The sequence below is a fragment of the Eubacterium callanderi genome (assembly GCF_900142645.1).
In the GTDB taxonomy this organism is placed as follows: domain Bacteria; phylum Bacillota; class Clostridia; order Eubacteriales; family Eubacteriaceae; genus Eubacterium; species Eubacterium callanderi.
In genome coordinates this window covers 104,974-126,050 of sequence record NZ_FRBP01000010.1, presented here as the reverse complement: position 1 = coordinate 126,050, position 21,077 = coordinate 104,974, and the positions used below count along the sequence as shown (strand labels likewise).

20 protein-coding genes are annotated in these 21,077 nt (G+C 42.1%); 16 read left to right on the top strand and 4 right to left on the bottom strand.

Annotation, left to right across the window (positions count from 1 at the left end; all coding sequences use genetic code 11):
* Positions 1-17: 17 nt before the first annotated feature.
* The 5 genes from BUC22_RS14570 to metG all read left to right on the top strand — a co-directional run bounded on the left by BUC22_RS14570 (position 18) and on the right by metG (position 6,688).
* On the top strand, positions 18-1,223 hold the full coding sequence (locus BUC22_RS14570) for a DUF362 domain-containing protein (RefSeq protein WP_013378629.1): 1,206 nt from the start codon (positions 18-20) through the stop codon (positions 1,221-1,223).
* 34 nt (positions 1,224-1,257) lie between these two features.
* Complete coding sequence (locus BUC22_RS14565; protein ID WP_013378630.1) at positions 1,258-2,157, top strand: D-isomer specific 2-hydroxyacid dehydrogenase family protein; 900 nt, start codon at positions 1,258-1,260, stop codon at positions 2,155-2,157.
* A gap of 452 nt (positions 2,158-2,609) precedes the next feature.
* Entirely contained in the window at positions 2,610-3,923 is a 1,314-nt protein-coding gene (locus tag BUC22_RS14560) for a sodium-dependent transporter (protein ID WP_013378632.1), read from the top strand.
* 79 nt (positions 3,924-4,002) lie between these two features.
* Positions 4,003-4,749: a nickel pincer cofactor biosynthesis protein LarB gene (gene larB, locus BUC22_RS14555; protein WP_013378633.1), complete on the top strand. Its 747-nt coding sequence runs from the start codon at positions 4,003-4,005 to the stop codon at positions 4,747-4,749.
* A complete protein-coding gene (gene metG, locus BUC22_RS14550) occupies positions 4,706-6,688 on the top strand; it encodes a methionine--tRNA ligase (RefSeq protein WP_050814033.1) in 1,983 nt (660 codons plus the stop codon). The genes larB and metG overlap by 44 nt, the downstream gene beginning before the upstream one ends.
* A gap of 125 nt (positions 6,689-6,813) precedes the next feature.
* On the opposite strand, the gene BUC22_RS14545 is transcribed toward metG, so the two are convergent.
* Complete coding sequence (locus BUC22_RS14545) at positions 6,814-7,470, bottom strand: TetR/AcrR family transcriptional regulator (protein ID WP_013378635.1); 657 nt, start codon at positions 7,468-7,470, stop codon at positions 6,814-6,816.
* A 244-nt stretch (positions 7,471-7,714) separates the two neighbouring features.
* Between BUC22_RS14545 and BUC22_RS14540 the strand changes: the two genes are divergently transcribed.
* From BUC22_RS14540 to BUC22_RS14510, 8 genes are all read left to right on the top strand, one after another.
* On the top strand, positions 7,715-8,875 hold the full coding sequence (locus tag BUC22_RS14540; RefSeq protein ID WP_013378636.1) for a uroporphyrinogen decarboxylase family protein: 1,161 nt from the start codon (positions 7,715-7,717) through the stop codon (positions 8,873-8,875).
* A gap of 220 nt (positions 8,876-9,095) precedes the next feature.
* Positions 9,096-10,508, top strand: a complete 1,413-nt coding sequence (locus tag BUC22_RS14535) for an SLC13 family permease (protein ID WP_073383116.1) — start codon at positions 9,096-9,098, stop codon at positions 10,506-10,508.
* A gap of 22 nt (positions 10,509-10,530) precedes the next feature.
* Positions 10,531-11,703, top strand: coding sequence for a uroporphyrinogen decarboxylase family protein (locus BUC22_RS14530; protein WP_013378639.1), 1,173 nt, complete (start codon positions 10,531-10,533; stop codon positions 11,701-11,703).
* Between the two features lie 23 nt (positions 11,704-11,726).
* The gene (locus BUC22_RS21920) at positions 11,727-11,864 is read left to right on the top strand and encodes a hypothetical protein (protein ID WP_013378640.1); all 138 of its coding nucleotides are present in this window, start codon (positions 11,727-11,729) and stop codon (positions 11,862-11,864) included.
* A 167-nt stretch (positions 11,865-12,031) separates the two neighbouring features.
* Positions 12,032-12,253 carry a helix-turn-helix transcriptional regulator gene (locus BUC22_RS14525; RefSeq protein ID WP_041689986.1) on the top strand — a complete coding sequence of 74 codons (222 nt, stop codon included), beginning with the start codon at positions 12,032-12,034 and terminating at the stop codon, positions 12,251-12,253.
* Entirely contained in the window at positions 12,234-12,659 is a 426-nt protein-coding gene (locus BUC22_RS14520) for a hypothetical protein (RefSeq protein ID WP_013378642.1), read from the top strand. The genes BUC22_RS14525 and BUC22_RS14520 overlap by 20 nt, the downstream gene beginning before the upstream one ends.
* Positions 12,660-12,872: 213 nt before the next feature.
* Complete coding sequence (locus BUC22_RS14515) at positions 12,873-13,190, top strand: CD3324 family protein (RefSeq protein ID WP_256168581.1); 318 nt, start codon at positions 12,873-12,875, stop codon at positions 13,188-13,190.
* Positions 13,191-13,393: 203 nt separating this feature from the next.
* Positions 13,394-13,945 carry a DUF1062 domain-containing protein gene (locus BUC22_RS14510; protein WP_013378644.1) on the top strand — a complete coding sequence of 184 codons (552 nt, stop codon included), beginning with the start codon at positions 13,394-13,396 and terminating at the stop codon, positions 13,943-13,945.
* Between the two features lie 135 nt (positions 13,946-14,080).
* On the opposite strand, the gene BUC22_RS14505 is transcribed toward BUC22_RS14510, so the two are convergent.
* Positions 14,081-14,584 (bottom strand): HD domain-containing protein, encoded by a 504-nt coding sequence (locus BUC22_RS14505; protein WP_013378645.1) that lies wholly within the window; start codon positions 14,582-14,584, stop codon positions 14,081-14,083.
* A 434-nt stretch (positions 14,585-15,018) separates the two neighbouring features.
* On the opposite strand from BUC22_RS14505, the gene BUC22_RS14500 reads away from it, so the two are divergent.
* Positions 15,019-16,224, top strand: a complete 1,206-nt coding sequence (locus BUC22_RS14500) for an ammonium transporter (protein WP_013378647.1) — start codon at positions 15,019-15,021, stop codon at positions 16,222-16,224.
* A 62-nt stretch (positions 16,225-16,286) separates the two neighbouring features.
* Here the strand turns inward: BUC22_RS14500 and BUC22_RS14495 are convergent, their stop codons facing one another.
* A complete protein-coding gene (locus BUC22_RS14495) occupies positions 16,287-17,435 on the bottom strand; it encodes a M20 family metallopeptidase (protein ID WP_013378648.1) in 1,149 nt (382 codons plus the stop codon).
* Positions 17,436-17,611: 176 nt separating this feature from the next.
* Positions 17,612-18,271, bottom strand: coding sequence for a TetR/AcrR family transcriptional regulator (locus BUC22_RS14490; protein WP_013378649.1), 660 nt, complete (start codon positions 18,269-18,271; stop codon positions 17,612-17,614).
* Between the two features lie 205 nt (positions 18,272-18,476).
* Here BUC22_RS14490 and BUC22_RS14485 point away from each other — a divergent pair, with 205 nt between their 5' ends.
* Both BUC22_RS14485 and BUC22_RS14480 read left to right on the top strand, forming a co-directional pair.
* A complete protein-coding gene (locus tag BUC22_RS14485; protein ID WP_013378650.1) occupies positions 18,477-19,871 on the top strand; it encodes an MFS transporter in 1,395 nt (464 codons plus the stop codon).
* A 57-nt stretch (positions 19,872-19,928) separates the two neighbouring features.
* A complete protein-coding gene (locus BUC22_RS14480; protein ID WP_013378651.1) occupies positions 19,929-21,074 on the top strand; it encodes a uroporphyrinogen decarboxylase/cobalamine-independent methonine synthase family protein in 1,146 nt (381 codons plus the stop codon).
* Positions 21,075-21,077: the final 3 nt, after the last annotated feature.

The following is a 21,077-nucleotide window of genomic DNA, read 5'->3' as shown; positions in this document are numbered from 1 at the left end:
AGAAAGGAGTAAAAAGAATGTCAGTAGTATCGATTCAAAAAACTGAAGGAAACGATTATGCGAGTATTCAGGCATCTGTGCAGAAAGCCATTGCTGATTGCGGCGGTCTCAGTGACATCGTAAAGCCAGGGTACAAAGTCCTAATTAAGCCCAATTTGGTGGCCGTCCCTGATGACCGCTTGTCCGGTGGTGTTACACGTTGGGAAGTTGTTAAGGCCATTGCCGAGATGGTGAAGGAGGAGGGAGGCGTGCCGATCATTGCGGAGTCCAGCGCAGCGGGCGTTGATACCGAGGAAGTCATAAAAGCGTGCGGGTATGACCAGCTGCGCGAAGAAGGCTATTCGGTTATCGACTTAAAAAAGCAGGCAAAGAAAGTTAAAATTCCTGTGCCGGACGGAAAACTGATCAGTGAGCTGAGCTCCTGGGATGTTGTGGCAGAGGCTGACGCCATTATCACAGTGCCTGTTATGAAAACACATGACCAGACAGAGGTTACCCTTGGACTGAAAAATCTTAAGGGGCTGATCGGCGATGTTCAGAAAAAGGAGTTTCATTCCATTGGCGTAATAAACGGTGTCATCGATATTATCCAGACGGTAAAGCCTGTCCTCAATGTTATTGATGGTACATTTTGTCAGCAGGGTCTGGGGCCGATTTTTGGCGAAACAGTTGTAATGGATCTCATTGTTGCTTCAAAGGATGTTGTCGCTTGTGACGCGGTGGCCAGTGTTATTATGGGCTACAAGGTGGATGAGCCAATGCTCACGGTTGAGGCAAATGCCAGAGGGCTTGGGGAAATGGACCTTGATAAAATTGAGATTAAAGGAAAACCTATTGAAGACGTTAAACACCGGTTTAAACGCTCAAGTGAAGTGGAAATTGAAGGTCTGCCGCCATATAAGCTGATTTTTGCTGAAGGAGCCTGTACAGGCTGTCGAAATACCGTTATCAGCTCATTGATGGATTTGAAAAGCCAGGAATTAACCCAGTATCTGGAAGGAAAAATCTTGGTGGTGGGGCCGGTAAAAGAAGAAGAACTGCCGCCGGAATCCACACCAGAAAATACTGTGCTAATCGGTAAATGCACCAATCCGCTCAAGGGTAAAGGCCGTTCTGTAAAAGGGTGTCCTCCAGGAAATGTTTTTGTTGTACAAGGTATTGTCGGCGATGAAGTAAAGGTTGGCCGGAGATACAGCGATGCGGATGAAGAAAAGATAAATTAGTTTTAATTCGACAGACTTATATAAGGGGAAAAGTATGTTCAAAAAAATGGTGGCAATTGAACGGTTAAATCTGACACCGGAAGCTGAAAACAGGCTTTCACAGTATGCAGAAAAGGTACAGTTTTACTACAGTATTCCAGAGGATAATCCGGCGATTATCAAACGGATCGGCGATGCCGACGCGGTACTTCTGAGCTATACAAGCCAGATTGACAGTGAGGTGCTGAATGCCTGCCCGAATATTAAGTATATTGGGATGTGCTGTAGCCTGTATGCGCCGGAGAACGCCAATGTGGATATCGCTGCGGCAGAGGAAAAAGGAATTGTGGTTAAAGGGGTCCGTGATTATGGCGATGAAGGCGTGCCAGAATATGTAATCAGCGAGCTTGTACGTTTGCTGCATGGGTTTGGCGGCACTATGTGGAAGAGCTTTCCGATGGAACTGACAAATATAAACGTTGGTATTATGGGATTGGGAACCAGTGGGACAATGGTCGCTAAAGCTTTGAAATTCTTTGGTGCAAATGTGCATTACTATAGCAGGACAAGAAAACCAGATGTTGAAGAGCAGGAAGGTTTTATATGGATGAACAAGGAAGGATTGCTTGAAAAGGTAGATATTCTGTGTACATGCCTCAATAAAAATGTCATTTTAATGAATGAGCGTGAGTTTGAAATTTTTGGAGCTGGAAAAATTTTTGTTAACACATCAATCGGTCCATCACACAATATTAATGCTTTGAAAAGATGGCTTAGCAATGAGAAAAATTATGCCTTGAGCGATACGGCAGGCGGGCTTGGTGCAGAAGAGCTGCTTAGGTATCCAAATGTGTTTTGTCCAAATAAAACCGCAGGGACATCAACACTATCTAAAGTTCGGCTGAGTGAAAAAGTGCTGGAAAATCTTCGTGTTTATTTAGAAGCTCCCCTTTGATAAGAAAAGTCTAAAAATATTTTCAAGTATGACACAGAATATATACAAAAGAGCTGGTCAGAGCCCTTTTGTATAATAAATAAAAGAGAATAGCAAAAAAGTAAAGCAGTGCAGATTGCTGATTATTGGAATAGACGCACAGCAAAGCTTTTCTTTAAGGGTTATCTTTCACTAATCTCTCTTGTACTAATAATACCACGGTTTTTATAATTAGCAAGTCTATTTTAAAAATTCATTTTATTTCTCAAGAAGATCGAGTTTTATCGGCATGATTAGTGAAAATCTATTAATTTGACAGTAATTGGTAAAGTGTTTTAAAAATCAGGAGGTTAAAAATGTCGATTGGTACTTGGATTATGTTGATATTTTACGGCGTTGTTCTCGGTGGAGGCAGTATTGCCCTAATTGCGCATTCGTTAAGGAATAAAGAGATTTAGAAGAGGAGAAATAAAATGAGTGATAAAAAAAGCCGTGGGGCATGGGGATCACGGATAGGCTATATTCTGTCAACCCTGGGGATGGCGATTGGCGTCGGTGCGATGTGGCGTTTTCCAATGCTGACTGCAAAGTATGGTGGAGGCGCATTTGTCCTGGCGTTTTTTCTAATCAGTATTATTATTGTAATCCCGGCCGCTTGGGGAGAAGTTGGACTGGGAAGACATACAAAATCCGGTGTGGCCGGTGCGCTTGAGTCTCTGGCCGGTAAAAAAGGAAAAGTGATCGGAACATTCATTGCACTGATTCCGCTTTTGTTAATGTTCTATTATCCTGTTATTATGGCGAATGTTGTGCAATACATTTATTATACTGTTGCAGGGTCGCCGTTTCTGGCAGATCCTGAAGGATTTTACAATGTTGTTGCAAACAATAAAATCGTCGTGTTTCTGGTGGTTGCCGGGCTTGATATTCTGACAGGTGTTATCTGTCTGGGCGGTATCAAGGGCGGTATTGAAAAGGCGTGTAAAATTCTTTTACCGGCATTGTTTGTTATTCTGGTCGTTTTGGTTGTCCGTATCTGTACACTGCCAGGGATTATGGAAGGGATTGAATTTTATGTCCGTCCAGATTTTTCACAATGGGCAAATCCAAAGCTCTGGGTTGAAGCGGCCGGTATGGCGCTGTTTGCAATAGGCTGCGGGCCGGGCTACCTCATAACCTTTGGGAGCTACTGCTCCGACAAAGCGGATATCGGGACAGACCTGGTAACTGTCAATATTACCCAGATGCTAATCTGTGTTTTAAGTGGCTTTGCCATGATTCCCGCGGTTATTCTTTTTGGAATGAACCCAGACGCAGGCAGCGGTCTTATTTTCATGGTATTGCCGAAGGTTTTTGAACAGCTTGCTGGCGGTCCTGTCTGGCTGGTGTTTTTCCTGATTGCATTACTATTCGCTGGTTTATCCACCACTATTTCCGCCTGGGAGGTTCCAGTTACTGTTTTAATTGACAGCTTTGGAATGAAGCGGAGAACAGCGGTTATTATCGTGACACTTGTCGCTATTATCGGCGCGGTTCCATGCATCTGGATTTCTGAATTCTTGGAACATTTCGACTACTTGGTTGGGACATTTCTGTATACTGCCGCTGCCACTGGCCTTGCTGTTTACCTGGCATGGTTCTATAAGGCAAAGCGGGTACGTGAGGAGTGGATTAATCCGACCTCTGTTGTCAAATACGGAGCATGGGAAGATGTTTTATACAAGTTCCTCACTGTGCCGGTATTCATATATTTCCTTGCGACAGGGTTTATTGGCTTTTTCAGCTAAACAGGTTGTTTTGCAAGTAACAGACTGGAAAGGATTTTTCCTTTCCAGTCTTTCATCTAAAAAGAACAGAGGACAGAAAATGAATGCAAAAAAATTAAAAGATTTATTAGGTGAGGTAAAGAGCGGTCAAACCAGTGTTGACAGCGCTTTTGAAAAAATAAAGGATATACCATATCATGATCTGGAATACGCAAAGGTCGACTATCATAGAGAATTGCGCAATGGTTTTCCGGAAGTTGTGTACAGCCCTGGGAAATCCCTTGAGCAGGTCCGTGGCATTGTCAAGGATATGATTGAGCGTACAGATGGAAATATTATGGCAACCCGGGCTGACGAGAATGTTTACAAAACCATCGCGGAGCTTTCTGATGAAACCGAGTATTACGAGGATGCCAGAATTGTTGTTGTCAAGCGGCAGGCATTTAAGGTGAGTGAAAAAAGTATTACAGTCGTATCCGCAGGAACTTCGGATATCCCGGTGGCGGAGGAAGCGGCAGTCTGTGCGGAGGTCATGGGAAATTGTGTGGACCGGATTTATGATGTCGGAGTTGCAGGTATCCACAGGCTGCTTGACAATGTAGAACGGATCAACCGTGCAGGCGTGATCATTGTCATTGCCGGGATGGAAGGCGCCCTGGCAAGTGTGGTTGGCGGACTGACGGATAAACCAGTCATCGCCGTACCTACGAGTATTGGATATGGTGCAAACTTTGGCGGCGTTTCGGCATTGCTGGGAATGCTGACATCCTGTGCCAGCGGCATTGGGGTTGTGAATATTGACAATGGGTTCGGCGCTGCCTGCCTGGCGTCAAAAATTAACAGGTAAAGAGGAGACAGAATTGAAAGAAAAGTATTATGTTACAACGCCCATCTATTACCCGAGCAGTGACCTGCATATCGGCCATACCTATACAACTGTGGCGGCAGATACCCTCAAACGCTTTAAGGCGCTTCAGGGCTACGATGCTTACATGATTACAGGGATTGACGAGCACGGACAGAAGATTGAAAAGGTGGCAGAGGAAAAGGGCATGTCTGCCCAGGCTTTTGTGGACGAAGAGGCTGCGCGTATCGCTGAACTCTGGAAGCTGATGCGGATTGATCATGACCAGCTCATTCGCACCACAGATCCCGAGCACATGAAAACCATTCAGCGTATTTTTAAAAAGCTCTATGACCAAGGCGATATCTACAAAGGAAAATATGAGGGCTGGTACTGTACCCCGTGTGAGTCCTTCTGGACAGAAAGCCAGATCGTCGACGGAAAATGCCCGGATTGCGGCCTGCCAGTGGAGATGGCCTCAGAGGAGGCTTACTTCTTTAAAATGTCCAAATACGCAGACCGTCTGCTTGAGCATATTGAAACCCATCCGGATTTTATTAAACCAGAGTCTCGGAAAAATGAAATGATCAATAATTTTATCAAGCCTGGCCTTCAGGATCTCTGTGTCTCACGAACCTCCTTTAGCTGGGGTGTTCCGGTTGATTTTGACCCTAAGCATGTCGTCTATGTCTGGATCGATGCGCTGCCAAATTATCTGTCAGCCCTGGGTTATCTCAATGATAAGCCTGACCTGATGGAACGGTACTGGCCAGCCAATGTGCATCTGGTAGGAAAAGACATCATACGCTTTCATACCATTTACTGGCCCATTATGCTGATGGCGCTGGATTTGCCGCTGCCCAACCAGATTTACGGGCATGGATGGATATTACTTAAGGGCGGAAAGATGTCAAAATCGGTTGGCAATGTCGTAAACCCTGTAGAGCTGGCCGGTAAATACGGAGTGGATGCCCTGCGCTACTACCTGCTCAGGGAAATGAAGGACGGTGCAGACGGCGTGTACAGTGAGGAGCTGCTGATAAACCGTATCAACTCGGACCTAGCCAATGACCTTGGAAATCTCCTGAGCAGAACCGCAGCAATGACTGTGAAATATTTTGATGGAAAAATACCCGGGCAGCGGGAAGCCGCCGCGTTGGATTCTGAGCTGATTAAACTGGCACAGGACACCCCAGAGGTTTTTGCGGGGTATATGGACAAGGTGGATTTCAGCAGAGCATTGGAAGCGGTTTGGAGATTGGTCGGCCGAACCAATAAATATATTGATGAAACCGAGCCATGGATTTTGTATAAAGACCCGAAAAACCACAGTCGTCTGGCGGCAGTTATGTATAACCTGACAGAGGCTCTGCGTTTTACGGCCGTTATGGTAGGTCCGGTGATGCCGGAAACAGGCAGAAAAATACTTGAAAGCTTAAACGTGCCAGAAACACTGAGAACCTGGAAAAGCCTTGAGGTGTTTGGACAATATCCAGAGAACATCAAGATAGAAAACTGCGATGTGCTGTTCCCAAGAGTGGAGACAGAAAAGCAGAATAAGAAAAACAAGGCGGCGCAAAAGGAAAAGCAGAAGAAAGCTGAAATACAAAACAGCGATAAGATTACTATCGATGATTTTTCAAAGGTAGAATTGAAAATCGGCGTGATATTAGCCTGTGAGAAGCATCCGGACGCGGATAAGCTTTTGGTTTTTCAAATTGATTTGGGCAGTGAGAAACGTCAGATCGTTTCAGGAATTGCGGAATATTATAAACCGGAAGATCTGATTGGAATGACGGTTGTGGTATGCGTTAATCTCAAACCCATTGTGCTGCGCGGCGTAGAATCCAATGGAATGATTTTGTCCGCCATCGGGGGGAAAAGACTTTCGCTGCTGACAGTAGAGGATTCCACAATGCCGGCAGGAAGTAAGGTGTGTTAAGGGAAACGGCACTTGCTGTCTGTTTAAAATAATACAAGCCAGCATCTAAAGATGCTGGCTTGTATTATTTTAAAAGAGACAGAGTTCTCGATTGTTGTAGAGCAATCCGACCACAGCTGAAAATTTTAAATCAATAGCCGGATTTGTGAAAAGTCGTTCTTCCGTTCAAACTCCATTGCGTTAAACAAGAAGGCGCGCATCAGGTTTTCATCAATTTTATAGAGCCGGCATCTGAAAATATTGATCGTTGTAAAGTAATCCCAAAAATCATTTTCCTCTGGATTTTCGATCATACGGATCGTAAGTTCGCGGCGCAGGCCATACTCGGCGTATAGAATGTCCTGAAGCTCCTTTTCAGAAATATCCAATTTTAATTCGGTAATAAACTGCTTTACAAAACGGATTAAATTATTGTCAAGGTAGAGTGACAACTGTTTTTTTTTCAAATTGTCTAAATAGAATCTTGTCGTATTTTTGTCCCGGAGCCGTGCGCGGAAGTCGACGAGACTGTTGATGGTGTTCCGTTCGAGTGCAGAAGTTTTATGTTCAAGATGAGTTGACACAAAAGTATAGGATTCTAAGAAAAGATCATCATAGATCGCTTTGACAAGGTCATCTTTGGTTTTATAGTAATACGCCAAATTACCTGTCCTTATATCAATTTTTTCACAGATTTCTTTTATCGTTGTTTTTTCATAGCCTTTTTCATAAAAAAATTCTTTTGCTGTTTGAAGAATTAACTTTTGGGTTTTTAAACCTCTCTTAGATTTCGATACAGCCATTTTTTTCAGCCTACTTTCCAGATTTTCTTTTACTTGTTTAAGCCCATTATACTACAGCATTACTATATTTATCCATAATTTATCATAAAAATCTGAAGAAAATGCCTGAAAACACTTGTTTTGACATTCTTGAAATAGGTTTTTTAAGAAAAAATATAAAAATATTGACAAAAAAAGAAATATAGGTATAATTTAATTATAATTAAATAGGTGAAATTAATAAAAAGCCTAAATTGGAGGAGAAATGGGAGAAAGAAAATTTACAGAAAGTCAGGCTGAAAGGATAGAATTATTTCAAGACGTTTATGAGGGAAGAATTCCTAAACGGGTTCCTGTCGAGGTGTCGGTTTCATGGGAAGCGGCAATTCGGTATTCCGGTCTTGAACTGAAAGAAGCGCAGTGGAATACAGAACTTTACGGGGTTTTCTTTGATAAGGTTTGCAAGGAATTTAACACGGATAAATCGCCGATCATGCCCACATTGAGAAATCCGGTTCATTACTGGCTGCTTGGTTCAAAGGCAATTATAATGAGTGAATCCGGCTATATGCAGCATCCTGAAATATATTGCCTGGAACCGGAGGAATATGATCTTTTTATTGAAGACCCATACCAATGTATGGTTGAAAAACTTCTTCCACGGCTTTATGAAGGGCTGGACGCCGGTAAAGATGAAAAGGCGCTGAATTTAGCCCGGGCTTTTCATGCGAAGAACAGAACGGGTGCAGTCATGGGAGCAACCATGGCGGAGATGATTGAAAAATATCAGTTTGCTGCTTTTCCAGCAGGAGGGATGACCGAGGCGCCCTTTGATTTTCTGGCGGATTTCATTCGTTCTTTTAGCGGCATTGCAAAAGATATACGAAGATATCCGGAGAAGGTGCTTAAGGCGTGTGATGCAGTTCTGCCGCACATGCAGAAATTAGCGGTTGTGCCGAGTTCCTCCCGGTATTCAAGAACCTTTATACCGCTGCACATGGCTCCGTTCATGCGCCCAAAAGATTTTGATCAATTTTGGTGGCCAACCTTTAAAAAATTAATGGATTATATCGCTGAGAAAAACGTAGGGGTAAAGGCCTTTGTGGAACATGACTGGGGAGATAAAATTGATCATCTGGGTGAACTCGGCAACCGAGTTGAGTTTCAATTTGAATATGGTGATCCCCAAAAGATTAAACAGACATTGGGAAATAAGCATATTATATCGGGATTATATCCGATCACCCTGCTCCAGACTGGTACCGAAAAAGAGTGTACCGATAAGGCAAAGGCTTTGCTCGATGTACTTGCTCTGGATGGCGGATATATTTTTAATACAGATAAAACAATATACTCTTTAGAAGGTAAAATCGCGGATAACCTCAAAGCCGTAATTGAAACTGTGAAAACCTACGGACGCTATTAAATATATACGGCAGAGGTAGAGACAATATAATGACAGGAGGTGAAAACAAATGCAGCCCGCATATTATCATAATTATGAAGAAGAATGTAAACGTAGGAGCTCTCAATTAAATTCAGACGATGAATTTGATGCGTCACAGTATGTTCAGCCCTATGAAGAAGATTTATACCGGTTTATTTTCAGTTTGTTTTTATAGAGTGCATAAAGAGGAGGATCCGAAATGCAGCAGGATAACAAAATAAAAAAACAGCAGATAATTGGCATGCTGGTCAGCATTGCAATTGTCATTATTATGTATTTTATGCCGGCACCGGCAGATCTGGGTGTAGCTGGATGGCGAACGATCAGTATTTTGCTGGTCTTTCTGATTTTGCTTGTAACCGAAGCCTTTCCGGCTGGGGTTATCTGTATCATTACTCTGATATTGATGCCTGTATTGGGAGCGGTTCCAAGTATTGGAGATGGGTTTACAGGATTTGCGAACCCTGTTACCTTTTTCATTCTGGCATCCTTTGGGATTTCAGCGGCGATCGCTAAAATGCCGATTGCCCATCGAATTCTATTGGTTATTATCAGACTGTTAAAAGGGAGTACCCGGGGAATTATCTTTGGAATCATGGTGTACACAGCCCTGTTCTCATCCATGGTATCAAATATTCCGACGACGGCCATTTTTATGGGAATCGCATTGGGGTTCCTTGATATTTTTGAAGATGAAGATGAAAAGAAGCGAACCGGTAAGGCGCTGATGATTGCCATTCCAGTCAGCGCAATGGTTGGGGGCGTTATGACGCCGGCCGGCTCATCACTTAACTTGCTGGTTATCGGTATGCTTGAGCAAATGACAGGTATTACAGTCAGCTTTGTTCAATGGATGGTGTTTGGAATACCGCTTGCGATTGTGATACTTCCGGCTGCTTGGCTGATTATTACCAAGGTTTATCATCCGGCAGACATGGACCCGGATCGTTTGAAGGCCTATGTCAACACGTTAAATACACATGACAAGATGGACATAAAGGAAAAATTTGTTATTCTGGTAACATTGATCATGCTGGTATGCTGGATCGCCAGTTCCTGGTTCCCTGTATTTAATGTGACAATGGTCGCTTTGTGTGGATTATTCTGTCTCTTTTTACCAAAGATTGGTGCGCTCACATGGGATGAATTTGTAAAAAGTGTCAGCTGGCAGGTCTTCTTTCTGGTGGGTACGGTGCTTACACTGGGTACGGCCATTTCAGCCAATGGGATTGGAAACTGGCTGGTTGCGTCGTTTATGCCGGAACAAATGAGTATCACAGGGCCAATTCTTATTGCAATCTGCGGCTTCATTGGTTTTGCGATGCTGATTGTTGTTCCAGTCGCTCCGGCGTTTATTGCTGTTTTAGCACCAGCCATGATTTCTGTTGCTGCAAACTGTGGATACAGCCCGGCAATTCTGATGATTATTCTCGGGATCTGTGCTGGCAATGCCTATTTACTGCCGCTCGATACCGTTCCAATGATTACCTATTCCAAAGGTTTTTACAAGATGAGCGAAATGCCGAAATCAACCGCCCTTATTCAGGTAATACTGGTTGTTTTGATGGCGGTATGGTTCCCGTTAGCTGGCAGTATTGTTGGATTTATTTAAGGACATGAGGTGAAAGTTTAAAATGGAAAATAAAAATAGCGGATATCAAAAACGACTTGAACGCTGTGAAAAAGCAATTCAGAGAAAAGTGCCGGACAGGGTTCCTGTTGTGGCGAATATTTATGCATGGGCAGAAAACTACTATGGCTACAGCGTCAAAGAGGTTTATGACACAAAACCAGAATTGACCTATGATGTCCATTCGCGTCTGGCTAAAGAATTTGATTTTGACGCATTCTTTACCATGGGGAATAATGTACCGATTCCAGCTACAAACGCGCTTGGAGGCGGACATTATATCGTAACGGAAAAGGGCCTGCAGGTTTCAAACCTCAGTTGTAATGTTATGAATGAAGATGAGTATCCATTGCTTGCAAAAGATCCAGCTGCCTATTTCCGTGATTATTTACTGCCCCGAAAGTATCCTGTCCTCAACGAGACCGGAGAAAAGGCTTACGAGGCTTTGTGCGAGGCCTTTGATAAATTTGGCTGGTATATGAAAAAAACAATTGAAGCCAATATGCGCATTGAGGCAGACGGCTATCCAGTGCTGTCAAACGGAGCTATTAACCACCCATTAGACAGTATTATGGATTTTTGCAGAGATTTTTCCGGAGTTATGACAGACATCCGCAGACACCCAGATGAGCTGAAGCACGCCATGGAAAGCTTTAATGATTTTCTTATTCATAATAGTTGTGATGGATACAGGAAGCGGGAAGATTCCGCACACTTTCTGTTTTGCGCAACACATATCGCGCCATTTTTAAAACCAAAGGATTTTGAGGAATTCTATTTTCCTTATTTCCGCGCGCAGCTGGATTATGCAATGAATACCTGCGGCTATACCGTGGGGGTGTTTATGGAGGGCAACTGGGAGCCATACTACGAATTGCTCCAGGAGCTTCCGGATAATGATGGGAAGCTGGTCTGTCTGCAGGAGAACGGCGATTGTAAAAAGTTTAAAGAAAAGCTTGGCAATAAGCTTTGTGTGTGCGGCGGTGTTCCGATCAGCCTCTTGGCATTCGGAAGTGAAGAAGAAGTGAAGGATTGCGTGAAAAGGATGATTGATGACTGCGCAGCGGACGGCGGGTTTATGATCAGTACAGACAAAGGGATTCTCACTTTAGGAGATGCAAAGCCTGAAAATATCAAAGCAATGATTGAGGCAGTCAAAATGTATGGAACTTACTAAAAAGCTGTTTGTGAGGTGGAAAAATGGAAAGCACGCAAAAAAATAATACCGTAAAAGAATTATTCGAACGTCTGAAGCAAGAAAAGACAGATAGTGAAATGCAGGAAATAGAGAGAGATAAAATAATGGATAAATTGATTTTTATCCTGACTAAGAATTGATGGGGAAGAATCATAGAAAAGTGTGTTGAATTTTAAGGATGAAAACAGTGTATACTATTTTCATCCTTTTTTATTTAAGAAGAATTAAAACATTTTGCATTTCCCATAAAACGTGCTACAATATGAAGTATACTTCACGTGAAAGGAACTTCAAATTTGGGGATAAATTGAAAAACAGGATAAAAGAGCTGAGAAAAGAAAAGGGGTTGACGCAGCTTCAGCTGGCAGATGCGGTGGGCGTGTCGACTCGGACGATTATTTCGCTGGAAAAAGGGCAGTATAATCCGTCGATTATGTTAGCCTACAAAATTGCGCGTCTGTTTGGTACAACGATTGAAGCATTATATTGTCTGGAGGAGAATCTGAAAAATGAAATGGAAAATTTATAGCTGGATGCCTTGGATAAGGTTAGTAGTGTTAATAATTTGTATTGGCTTTTCTTTTTTCCTGGTGTTGAGCGACTTGATAGAAAACAGAGCACCTCAAAATCAGTTGTGGATATTATGCATTATTATTCCCGCAGGTTTAGAGCAGGTCAGCCGGATCATGGATGCCCGGGCGGGAATAGTGATTTATAAAGATGAACGAGAACAGTATTTGAAGCTGGAAGCCGGAGCTTTAGCCTTTAGATATGCTAAAATCGCTTGTGTTATTCTTTTATGTTTGACGGCTGCACTGAATTATTTTACGCCCAGTCTTTTATTTATCGGTATTGTACTGGGGTTAACTATTTTTTTGATTGTTATGTATGGAATGGAATTGATTGTATATTTTTACTACGAAAAAATAAAATAATAAAATATGATATCATACTTGAAGACAAACCTCATTTTCCTTTAATAAAAAAGAATGAGGTTTTGTCTTTTTTTAGATTGTGATAGAATTGGACAGGAAAAGAACAATGAAGAAGGAGGGGTGAAGTTTTATGCTTAATCCTATCGTTATGGTTGCGTAGGCAGAGCTGTCGCAACGGTTTATAAATTGAATAAATGCTTGTCGGTAGCTTTGCTGTTCCCGTTTGAAAAACAATATCAGGAGCGCAAAATGAGCTATAAGAAAGCAACACATATTCTGCCGCGGGAGCTTCTGGAAAAGGTTCAGGAGTATATTGACGGAGAGTTTATCTACATTCCGAGAATTTCTGACAATAAAAAAGTCTGGGGCGCATCAACCTCGACCCGTCAGGAATTGAAGGACCGGAATACCAATATTTACGCAGACTATCTGGCCGGAGCGTCTATGGAAGTTCTGGCGGAGAAATACTTTTTGAGCCTGAAGAGTATCCAGAGAATTGTCGGGCAGTTAAAAAAAGAGAATAACGGCTAATGACAGCTGATTCAGTTTTACAGACTGGGTCAGCTTTTTTCTTATGTTTATTTATGAAAAGAGTATTAGGTAGGGCGTACAGAAGCATCATGCTACAATGGATTCATAAAAGAAATACGAATCAGGGAGGCACAGGATGAAAAGAATTTGTGACAATCCACCTTATTAGGCTTCTTTCTTATAATAGTGAAAGGAGCCAGACAATGAAAAAAATTATCTGGAAAATAGAACCCCTTGGGCTGCCCCTGGTGTTGAGGCATTGCAAAAAATGTGGTAAAACGTCAGAGTTTAGCTGTTCGGGACAATTTCGTGTCAATGCCCAGCGGAAATATCTGGATATTTGGCTGATTTACAAATGCGCAAAATGTGACACAACCTGGAATGCGGCGGTTTATTCGCGTGTTTCACCACAGGCGTTGAACGCCAATTTGCTGGAAGGCTTTTACAGCAATGAAGAAGGGCTTGCCCGGCAGTATGCCATGGATTTTCAATTTCTGAAAGGAAACGGCGCCGATGTCCTTCGGCCATCCTGCTCTGTTTTAGGCGATATTCCCGCATCCGGAGAAGTATCGGAGGTGGAGATACAAAGCGAATACCCGTTTCCAGTCAAGGTTTCCACACTGGTGCGGGATAAGCTGTGCCTGTCACAGAAGGATTATCTGGAACGAGTCACAGAGGGCAAGATCAGGAGCAGCGCAGGTCAGGACCTGCGGAAATGCAGGCTGAAAAATGGAATGGTCCTTATTTTTCAGTAAGACAGTAAATTTCAATTCAACAGACATACGCTGGATAATACCATATGGAGAAGAACCTCTTACATTGGGTAAGAGGTTCTTTTTTTGTGAATTAGAGACAGTGCAGATCTGCCCCCTGAGAAAACAGTTGATGGTTTAAGTGCGATGATCTTTCAGGTACAGGCGTTCAAGGAGATATTTTCCGGTTTGTGTTTTAAAATATCGGCTGCCAAAGCTTTGGATTGACTCAGGAGACAGGCTGTGATCATAGGCGTTGACAAGAAAATCCGCTTCGATAAGAACCTGATAGTCTAAGCCTGCAATGGTGTTATAGGTATGGTGATGAGCAACAAGATAGCAGACACGATCAATGATATTCGATGGAAAATCAAGGCTTTCAAGTACCTTTCGGGCTTCAGCGGGGCCTTCCTGCTCTTGCAGCTTGCCGTTACTTTGACCATATTTTGCCTCACTGATCTTACTTCCGATATCGTGGACAATTGCAGCGGTTTCAAGGATAGTCGCCGTGCAAGGGTCAAGCTGCTCACAACTGCTGATAACTTGGGCAAATCCCAGTACTTTGAGAAAATGATGGATTCGTCTTGGGTCATTTGCCAGGTAATCGCTCATCTCGAGAATCAATTGAGATTGGTTAAGCATTGTATATTCCTTTCTTTGTTTCGATAAAGATTATTGCAAGTATACATTGCAAAGCAGTAAAAAGACAGCGTATTTGCAACTGAATAGTGAAATTTGTCATAAAATGCGGTTTTACACAAAAAAAAGGGAGTTTAGCGTGTGCAGAAAGGCTTTAAAGAGATTTGTTGGGTGGAATTTTCAAATTATTTTATAATAAAGGTCATGGAAATCAATTTTTATGACTTAAAAAATAATTTCACAAAAATTAAAAAATCATAATTTATGAGAAAAGATAATATGCAGTTAAACTTTGCACTAGAAAAGTAAAAATTCAACAAAAATAATTATAAGATTTATAAAGATAAAATTTATAGAGAACTCATTTGACAGACAAAGTAAAAGCTGATAATCTTGAATATAAATTTTGTATGATTTTATGAGGAGAAAAGGGAAGTATGATTAATTTTGCGGATACAGGATTTATTCTTGTCTGTGCGGCAATGGTGTGCCTGATGACACCGGCGTTAGCTGTTTTTTACGCAGGGCTGCTGAGAAAAGGAAATATTGTTGATATTATGTTTCAGTGCTTTATTGCCATGGGTATTGTAACGGTTCTTTGGTTTATGGGTGGTTTCAGCCTGATTTTTGGCGATGATGTTTCGGGAATAATCGGTAATCTGGAATTTGCATTTCTACAGAATGTCAGTCTCGCGCCCTCGGCACTCTGGGCTCCGACCATTCCGTTTATTGCGTTTTTTGTCTTTCAGCTGATGTTTGCGCTGGTGACGCCTGCGCTCATCTGCGGCGCGGTGGCAGAGCGTATGACGCTTAAAAGCTATATGGTATTTCTGACGCTGTGGAGCCTTCTGGTTTATATTCCGGTAGCGCATTGGGTATGGGGCGGAGGTTTTCTGTCTCAGATGGGTCTGGCAGATTTTGCCGGTGGTACAGTGGTTCATATGAGCGCAGGGTTCTCGGCTTTGGCGGCAGTGCTTGTAATCGGCGGACGAAAAAAACGTGATTATACTCCACATAACATGGTCTATGTCGCTATTGGCGCAGGGCTTTTATGGTTTGGATGGTTTGCCTTTAACGGAGGAAGCGCCCTGGCGGCCAATGAAATTGCAGCAATGACCATCACCAATTCACAGATTTCGGCGGGCTTTGGACTTATGACCTGGATAATTGCCAGCTGGATACAGGAAAAACATCCCAGTGTTCTCAGTGCAATGATGGGGGCTTTGGCAGGGCTGGTATGTATAACCCCGGGGTCAGGATTTGTGGAACCGTGGGCGGCAGCGATAATTGGTGTCGCGGGCACGCTGTGCTGTTATGGAATGATTCAGCTGCGTATTAAAAAGAATCTGGATGACACACTGGATGTTTTTGGGCTGCATGGAGTCGGAGGCACCGTTGGCATTATTATGACGGGTATTTTCGCGAGTCCTGCAATCAATGCTGTAACAGGTGCGGTTTATGGCAATCCAGGGCAGATGCTGACACAGCTTGCGGGCGCGGTTATCGTCATGCTTTACAGCTTTGTGCTAACCATTGTCATGCTTAAAATAATCAGCTGTTTTACACCCCTGAGGATTTCAGAACAGTTGGAATCAGTTGGGATTGACGAAGCATACTATCAGGAAAAAGGAATGGTGGAATAGAACCGGTCCATATTTTACCGCCCTGCCGTATTGGCAGGGCGTATTGTTTTTTGAAAAACAACTTAGACAAACAGCATCCTGTCTGCCAGGTCGGTCAGTACATTTTCGCATCGGGCGATATCGGCCAGAGGAACGTACTCATCGGGTTTGTGGGCCAGTTCAAGGTCGCCGGGGCCGTAGGAAAGGCAATTGTGGTTATTCAGTTTTCCCGCGATAACGGCGGTATCGGTATAGCCTGGGAAAAAGCTGACTTGGGCAGGGCTGCCGGTTACGGCTGCGCAGCTTTCTCTCAACATTTTTAAAAGGTAGGAGTGCCCATCTTTTTCAACAAAAGGACGGTCACCGGTAATTTTATAATGACCATGGACGCCAGGAATCTGCTTTTCTGCCCGGCATATGGCTGATTTTACAATGGATTCCGCAGCAGCAGTGGTGATAGGCGGCACGAGGCGCATATCAATGGTGACTGTGCAGTGGTCCGGGACTACGTATGGGCGATAGCCGCCATTGATCTGCCCGAAAGTGACTGTGGAGCGGCCGAGGTCATGATGGGGTGCTGTTGCCTCAATTCCTTTCCGCACAGCAACGATCATTTCTGCCATGGCAGAAATGGCGTCCGCCCCTTTCCAGGGTGTGCTGGCATGGGCGGTTACGCCGTCTGCCGTCAGTTCAAACCAGGTGCGGCCTTTGTGGGCAACCTGAATTTGCCCGTTTGTGGGTTCGGTGTCCAACACCCAGCTTTTTTCAGTTACCCAGCCTGAGGCGATGGCAGCTTCCACACCGCGCATATAGTATTCTTCATCGATTGTTCCGATGAAAACAAAGGAGTGGCGCGGTTGTTTTCCAGAAACAGCGGCTTTTAGAAAAGCGGAAAGGGCGCAGGCCAGGCCGGATTTCATATCGCAGGCGCCTCTGCCGTAAAGCCGTCCGTCTTTTATTTTGGCAGAGAGTGGCGGAATACTCCAGCCCTCTCCCAATGTCACTGTATCCATATGACAGATATAAATAAGCGCTGGATCGTCAATTTCTCCTTTGATTTTGCCCATGACATTAAAACGGCCGGGCAGAACCTCTTCTTTGACAACAGGAACGCCCGCTGATTCCAGAAGCTCTACGATTTTAAGGCTGATGGCCCCCTCGTATGCGCCGGGATCTGAGCTGTCGATACGGACAAGCTCTTGGGTCAGTGTCTGCGCGTTTATGATATGCATAAAAACCTTCCAATGGTTCGATAAATTCTTTTTATATTATATAATAAATTTTCTAAAATGAAAAGAAAAACAATAAAAGATTCTTAAAGAATTGCAGTATTGTGGCTTGCAATGTAAAAAAGATACAAATTAAAAAAGCTCTATATCAAATTAAGAGGGATATAGAGCTTTTTTAATTATACAATTTGAAAATAAGGTTTAATTTTAAAGTTTAAATCTTGTATGATTTTATCAGCGTCTTCTAAAATTTGTTCGATTTTTGTTTCTGGCAGATTCATAATTTTAAACACAATTGTTAAACGATATTTCATAAATTGTTCATATGTACAGTTTAAATTCCCGTCAAAAAAAGCGACAACTAATGAAGTAGCAGCACCGCGAATAGCATAGGTCAGTAATTGTACTTCATCAATATTTTCATCAATATCTAGATGGTATTGTTGATGAATCAGACGATTATAGTTCAAAGATGGTTCTACAGAAAAAGAGGTGAACCCGCAATTGATCAGTTCGTGATAAAATCGGTAAGCGTTCTTATCCTGATGGTACATCTCCAAAAGCATACGGATTTGTACAGCGGATACTGTAAGAAAATCTTGTGTTCCATACGTAATCATGATTCTTTCTGAAATTAGTTTTCGTATTGTACTAATATAGCGAGAATAGACTTCGTTGGCTAAATTAACCTTGTTTTTAAAATAATATGAGATTGTTGGTTTTGTGACACCGCACTCATTGGCCAGATATTCAAAAGAAGTTTTTTGATAGCCCTTTTCATAGAAAGATATTTTTGCTTTTTCTAACAATAATTCGCGTATTTCGGTTTTTTCGGCCATTATACACCTCCATATTTTAGTATTTTAGCATAGTTTTTTTCATTTTTCTAATAAAATTAAAAAATAAAATAAAAAAATGTTGATTTTACGATAAAAACATGATACCATAACCTTACTTTACATGTAAAGTTAAAATATAACATGTAAAGTAAAAAGTTTGTTTTTCCGGCCGGAATTCAAATAAAAAAGATGGAGGTGTAAAAATATGAAAAAGCCATTAAGTAAAACTCTAAAAAGGTTTTATGGAGTTGGTGACTTTGGTTTTTGTATGATGACTGCTGCTGAGTTGTCTTTATTTATGCTGTTTTTGACGGATGTTGCTAAATTCCCTTTAGGAATAGTTGCAGCCATAACAACGATAACGGGGGCTGTAGATGCAATTATTTCGCTATTTAGCGGGGCAATCGTAAATATGGTTAAGCCAATGAAGTGGGGTAAAATTCGATCGTGGTTGTTGATCTGTCCGCCAATTGTTTTAATGACTTTTATATTTCAGTTTTCTAAGATAGGTTCAGATATAACTGCTGCAGTAATAGTTTGCTTGGGATTTATTATTAGCCATGCTGCCTGGAATTTAGCTACAGTTGCAAACGTTTCGCTTGTTCCGATGCTTTCAAGTAATGAAGATGATAAAATTATTCTTACATCGCGAAGAGGTATGTTTAATAATCTTGCGAAAGTATTCTTTTCATATATCGGACCACCATTGGCGATTTATCTTGGATTTGCTTTGCATAATGAAGTAACAGGATATACAATACTGGCTGGCCTTTGTGCATTGTTATTCTGTATAGGTTATTTTGCGCATTTTAAAATGACAGAGGGATATGAGCCAACTCAGGAGGAAATCAGGAAAGAATCGAATGGGGAGAAAGTTAAGGCGAAAGACTTAATAAGGAATTTTCTCACCAATTATCCTTTAATGGTTATTATTCTTGCAGATACCGGGAGAACGCTTGTTAATATGCTAATGTCAGCGTTGGCTGGTTACTATTATAAGTACATTGCAGAGGATATGGGATTATTTCCGTTACACTTGTTTATCACAGCATGTGCAGCAGTGCTGGGCGCTTATTTTGCTAAGTTTATTGGTAAAAAACTCCAGGCGAAGATGTCCTGTGTCATTCTGTTTGCAGGGATTACTGTTTTCTTGGTATTAGGGCGTGTTTTTTATCAGAATGTTCCAGTGTTTATGTTCTGCTTATCAATGGTTCAATTTTGCGTAGGTGGGCTTCAGGCACTTACGGTAGTTCTTTACAGTGATACGATTGTTTATGGTGAGTGGAAAACTGGTAAAAATACGGCATCCTTTATTATGGGAATGATTGTTGTACCTTCTAAGATATCGCAGATTTTGAAAGGATTGATTATTGCCTCCGCATTGGCGGCTGCCGGCTTTGTGGCAGGAGCGGCGCCAACGCCAGAGCTTCAGGTTGGGATTGCCAACGCATACATTATTTTTCCGGCGACAGGTGCTCTGATCGCTTCCTTATTAATACTTTTCGGCTTCCGGTTAAATTCTAAAAAAGTAGCAGAGATGCAGCAGGAAATTGATGAAAGAAAGTGTACATCAGCTGTAAAAACAGAACAAATTAAATAAGTGTAAAACAGAATAAATTTTATAAATAATTGTTTTTTGAAGCTGAGAGGAGTTAAAATGATACAACAAAAAATAAATGAACGACAACAGCTTTTTAATGATGTTATCGACAATAAAATACCTGAAAGAGTACCTGTTATGGGGAATATCATGTATGAAGCAGCCATTGAGTATGCTGGATTTGATTTAAAGCAAGGACAATGGGACAGCGAAATTGCGTATAAAGTGTTTAAAAAAATAAATGAGGATTTTCAAACAGACGCACCCTGTACGAGTCCGACAATGCGTAATCCGCTATTTTATCAAATTTTAGGGGCAAAAAGTTATGTAATGTCAGAGACGGGGGTAATGCAGCATCCTGAAATTACAGCTATGGAACCAGATGAATACGATGATTTTATAAAAGATCCGTTTAAATTTATGTGTGATATCTTGTTACCCCGGTTGTATACGGAGTTGGACACTTCTCCAATGCAAGCAGCGATGGTTTTAGCAAAAGCATTTAAAGCAAAAACAGATGAAGATAATATTGCCCGGAAGGCCAGTCGTGAGGCAGCGGAGCCTTATGAGTATGCTGTGATTGGCGGTGCAGGATTCGGTGAAGCACCCTTTGATTTTCTTTCGGATTTGCTCCGATCATTTACTGGAATTTCTAAGGATATAAGAAGATATCCTGATAAAGTGAAACAGGCATGTGATGCTGCCGTACCATTAATAGAAAAGACGCTTATTCCACCTAAGCCGATGAAGTATCGTTATGCGAGTGTACCGCTGCATATGGCGCCTTATTTAGGAGATAAATCGGTAAACGAATTTTTCTGGCCATCTTTTGAAAAATTAATTTCCAGGTGTGTGTCGGCAGGACAGACATTACACCTTTTTATGGAGCAGGATTGGATGCGTTTTTTAGATAAGCTCAATGAGTTGCCAGGGCGGATGTACATGCGCTTCGAGTATGGAGACCCTCAGCTAACAAAGAAAAAGATAAATAAACATATTATTACAGGATTTTATCCAACCGTCCTGCTTCAAACAGAGACAAAACAAAAGTGTATTGATAAGGCAAAGGAATTACTGGATATTCTCGCGCCTGATGGAGGATACATTTTTAATGTTGATAAAAATATTATGTCATTAAAAGGTTCTGTTGCGGAGAATTACCGTGCGGTGCTGGAGTATGTTTCGTTACATGGTAATTACTAGGAG

What these genes read in the sequence shown, in the direction of transcription:
- BUC22_RS14510 (WP_013378644.1), top strand. Translation starts at nt 13,394, where the DNA reads ATGAAAAAAATTATCTGGAAAATAGAACCCCTTGGGCTGCCCCTGGTG.
- BUC22_RS14530 (WP_013378639.1), top strand. Translation starts at nt 10,531, where the DNA reads ATGGAAAATAAAAATAGCGGATATCAAAAACGACTTGAACGCTGTGAA.
- BUC22_RS14500 (WP_013378647.1), top strand. Translation starts at nt 15,019, where the DNA reads ATGATTAATTTTGCGGATACAGGATTTATTCTTGTCTGTGCGGCAATG.
- BUC22_RS21920 (WP_013378640.1), top strand. Translation starts at nt 11,727, where the DNA reads ATGGAAAGCACGCAAAAAAATAATACCGTAAAAGAATTATTCGAACGT.
- BUC22_RS14560 (WP_013378632.1), top strand. Translation starts at nt 2,610, where the DNA reads ATGAGTGATAAAAAAAGCCGTGGGGCATGGGGATCACGGATAGGCTAT.
- metG (WP_050814033.1), top strand. Translation starts at nt 4,706, where the DNA reads ATGGGTTCGGCGCTGCCTGCCTGGCGTCAAAAATTAACAGGTAAAGAG.
- BUC22_RS14540 (WP_013378636.1), top strand. Translation starts at nt 7,715, where the DNA reads ATGGGAGAAAGAAAATTTACAGAAAGTCAGGCTGAAAGGATAGAATTA.
- BUC22_RS14490 (WP_013378649.1), bottom strand. Translation starts at nt 18,271, where the DNA reads ATGGCCGAAAAAACCGAAATACGCGAATTATTGTTAGAAAAAGCAAAA.
- BUC22_RS14570 (WP_013378629.1), top strand. Translation starts at nt 18, where the DNA reads ATGTCAGTAGTATCGATTCAAAAAACTGAAGGAAACGATTATGCGAGT.
- BUC22_RS14505 (WP_013378645.1), bottom strand. Translation starts at nt 14,584, where the DNA reads ATGCTTAACCAATCTCAATTGATTCTCGAGATGAGCGATTACCTGGCA.
- larB (WP_013378633.1), top strand. Translation starts at nt 4,003, where the DNA reads ATGAATGCAAAAAAATTAAAAGATTTATTAGGTGAGGTAAAGAGCGGT.
- BUC22_RS14520 (WP_013378642.1), top strand. Translation starts at nt 12,234, where the DNA reads ATGAAATGGAAAATTTATAGCTGGATGCCTTGGATAAGGTTAGTAGTG.
- BUC22_RS14565 (WP_013378630.1), top strand. Translation starts at nt 1,258, where the DNA reads ATGTTCAAAAAAATGGTGGCAATTGAACGGTTAAATCTGACACCGGAA.
- BUC22_RS14485 (WP_013378650.1), top strand. Translation starts at nt 18,477, where the DNA reads ATGAAAAAGCCATTAAGTAAAACTCTAAAAAGGTTTTATGGAGTTGGT.
- BUC22_RS14480 (WP_013378651.1), top strand. Translation starts at nt 19,929, where the DNA reads ATGATACAACAAAAAATAAATGAACGACAACAGCTTTTTAATGATGTT.
- BUC22_RS14535 (WP_073383116.1), top strand. Translation starts at nt 9,096, where the DNA reads ATGCAGCAGGATAACAAAATAAAAAAACAGCAGATAATTGGCATGCTG.
- BUC22_RS14495 (WP_013378648.1), bottom strand. Translation starts at nt 17,435, where the DNA reads ATGCATATCATAAACGCGCAGACACTGACCCAAGAGCTTGTCCGTATC.
- BUC22_RS14545 (WP_013378635.1), bottom strand. Translation starts at nt 7,470, where the DNA reads ATGGCTGTATCGAAATCTAAGAGAGGTTTAAAAACCCAAAAGTTAATT.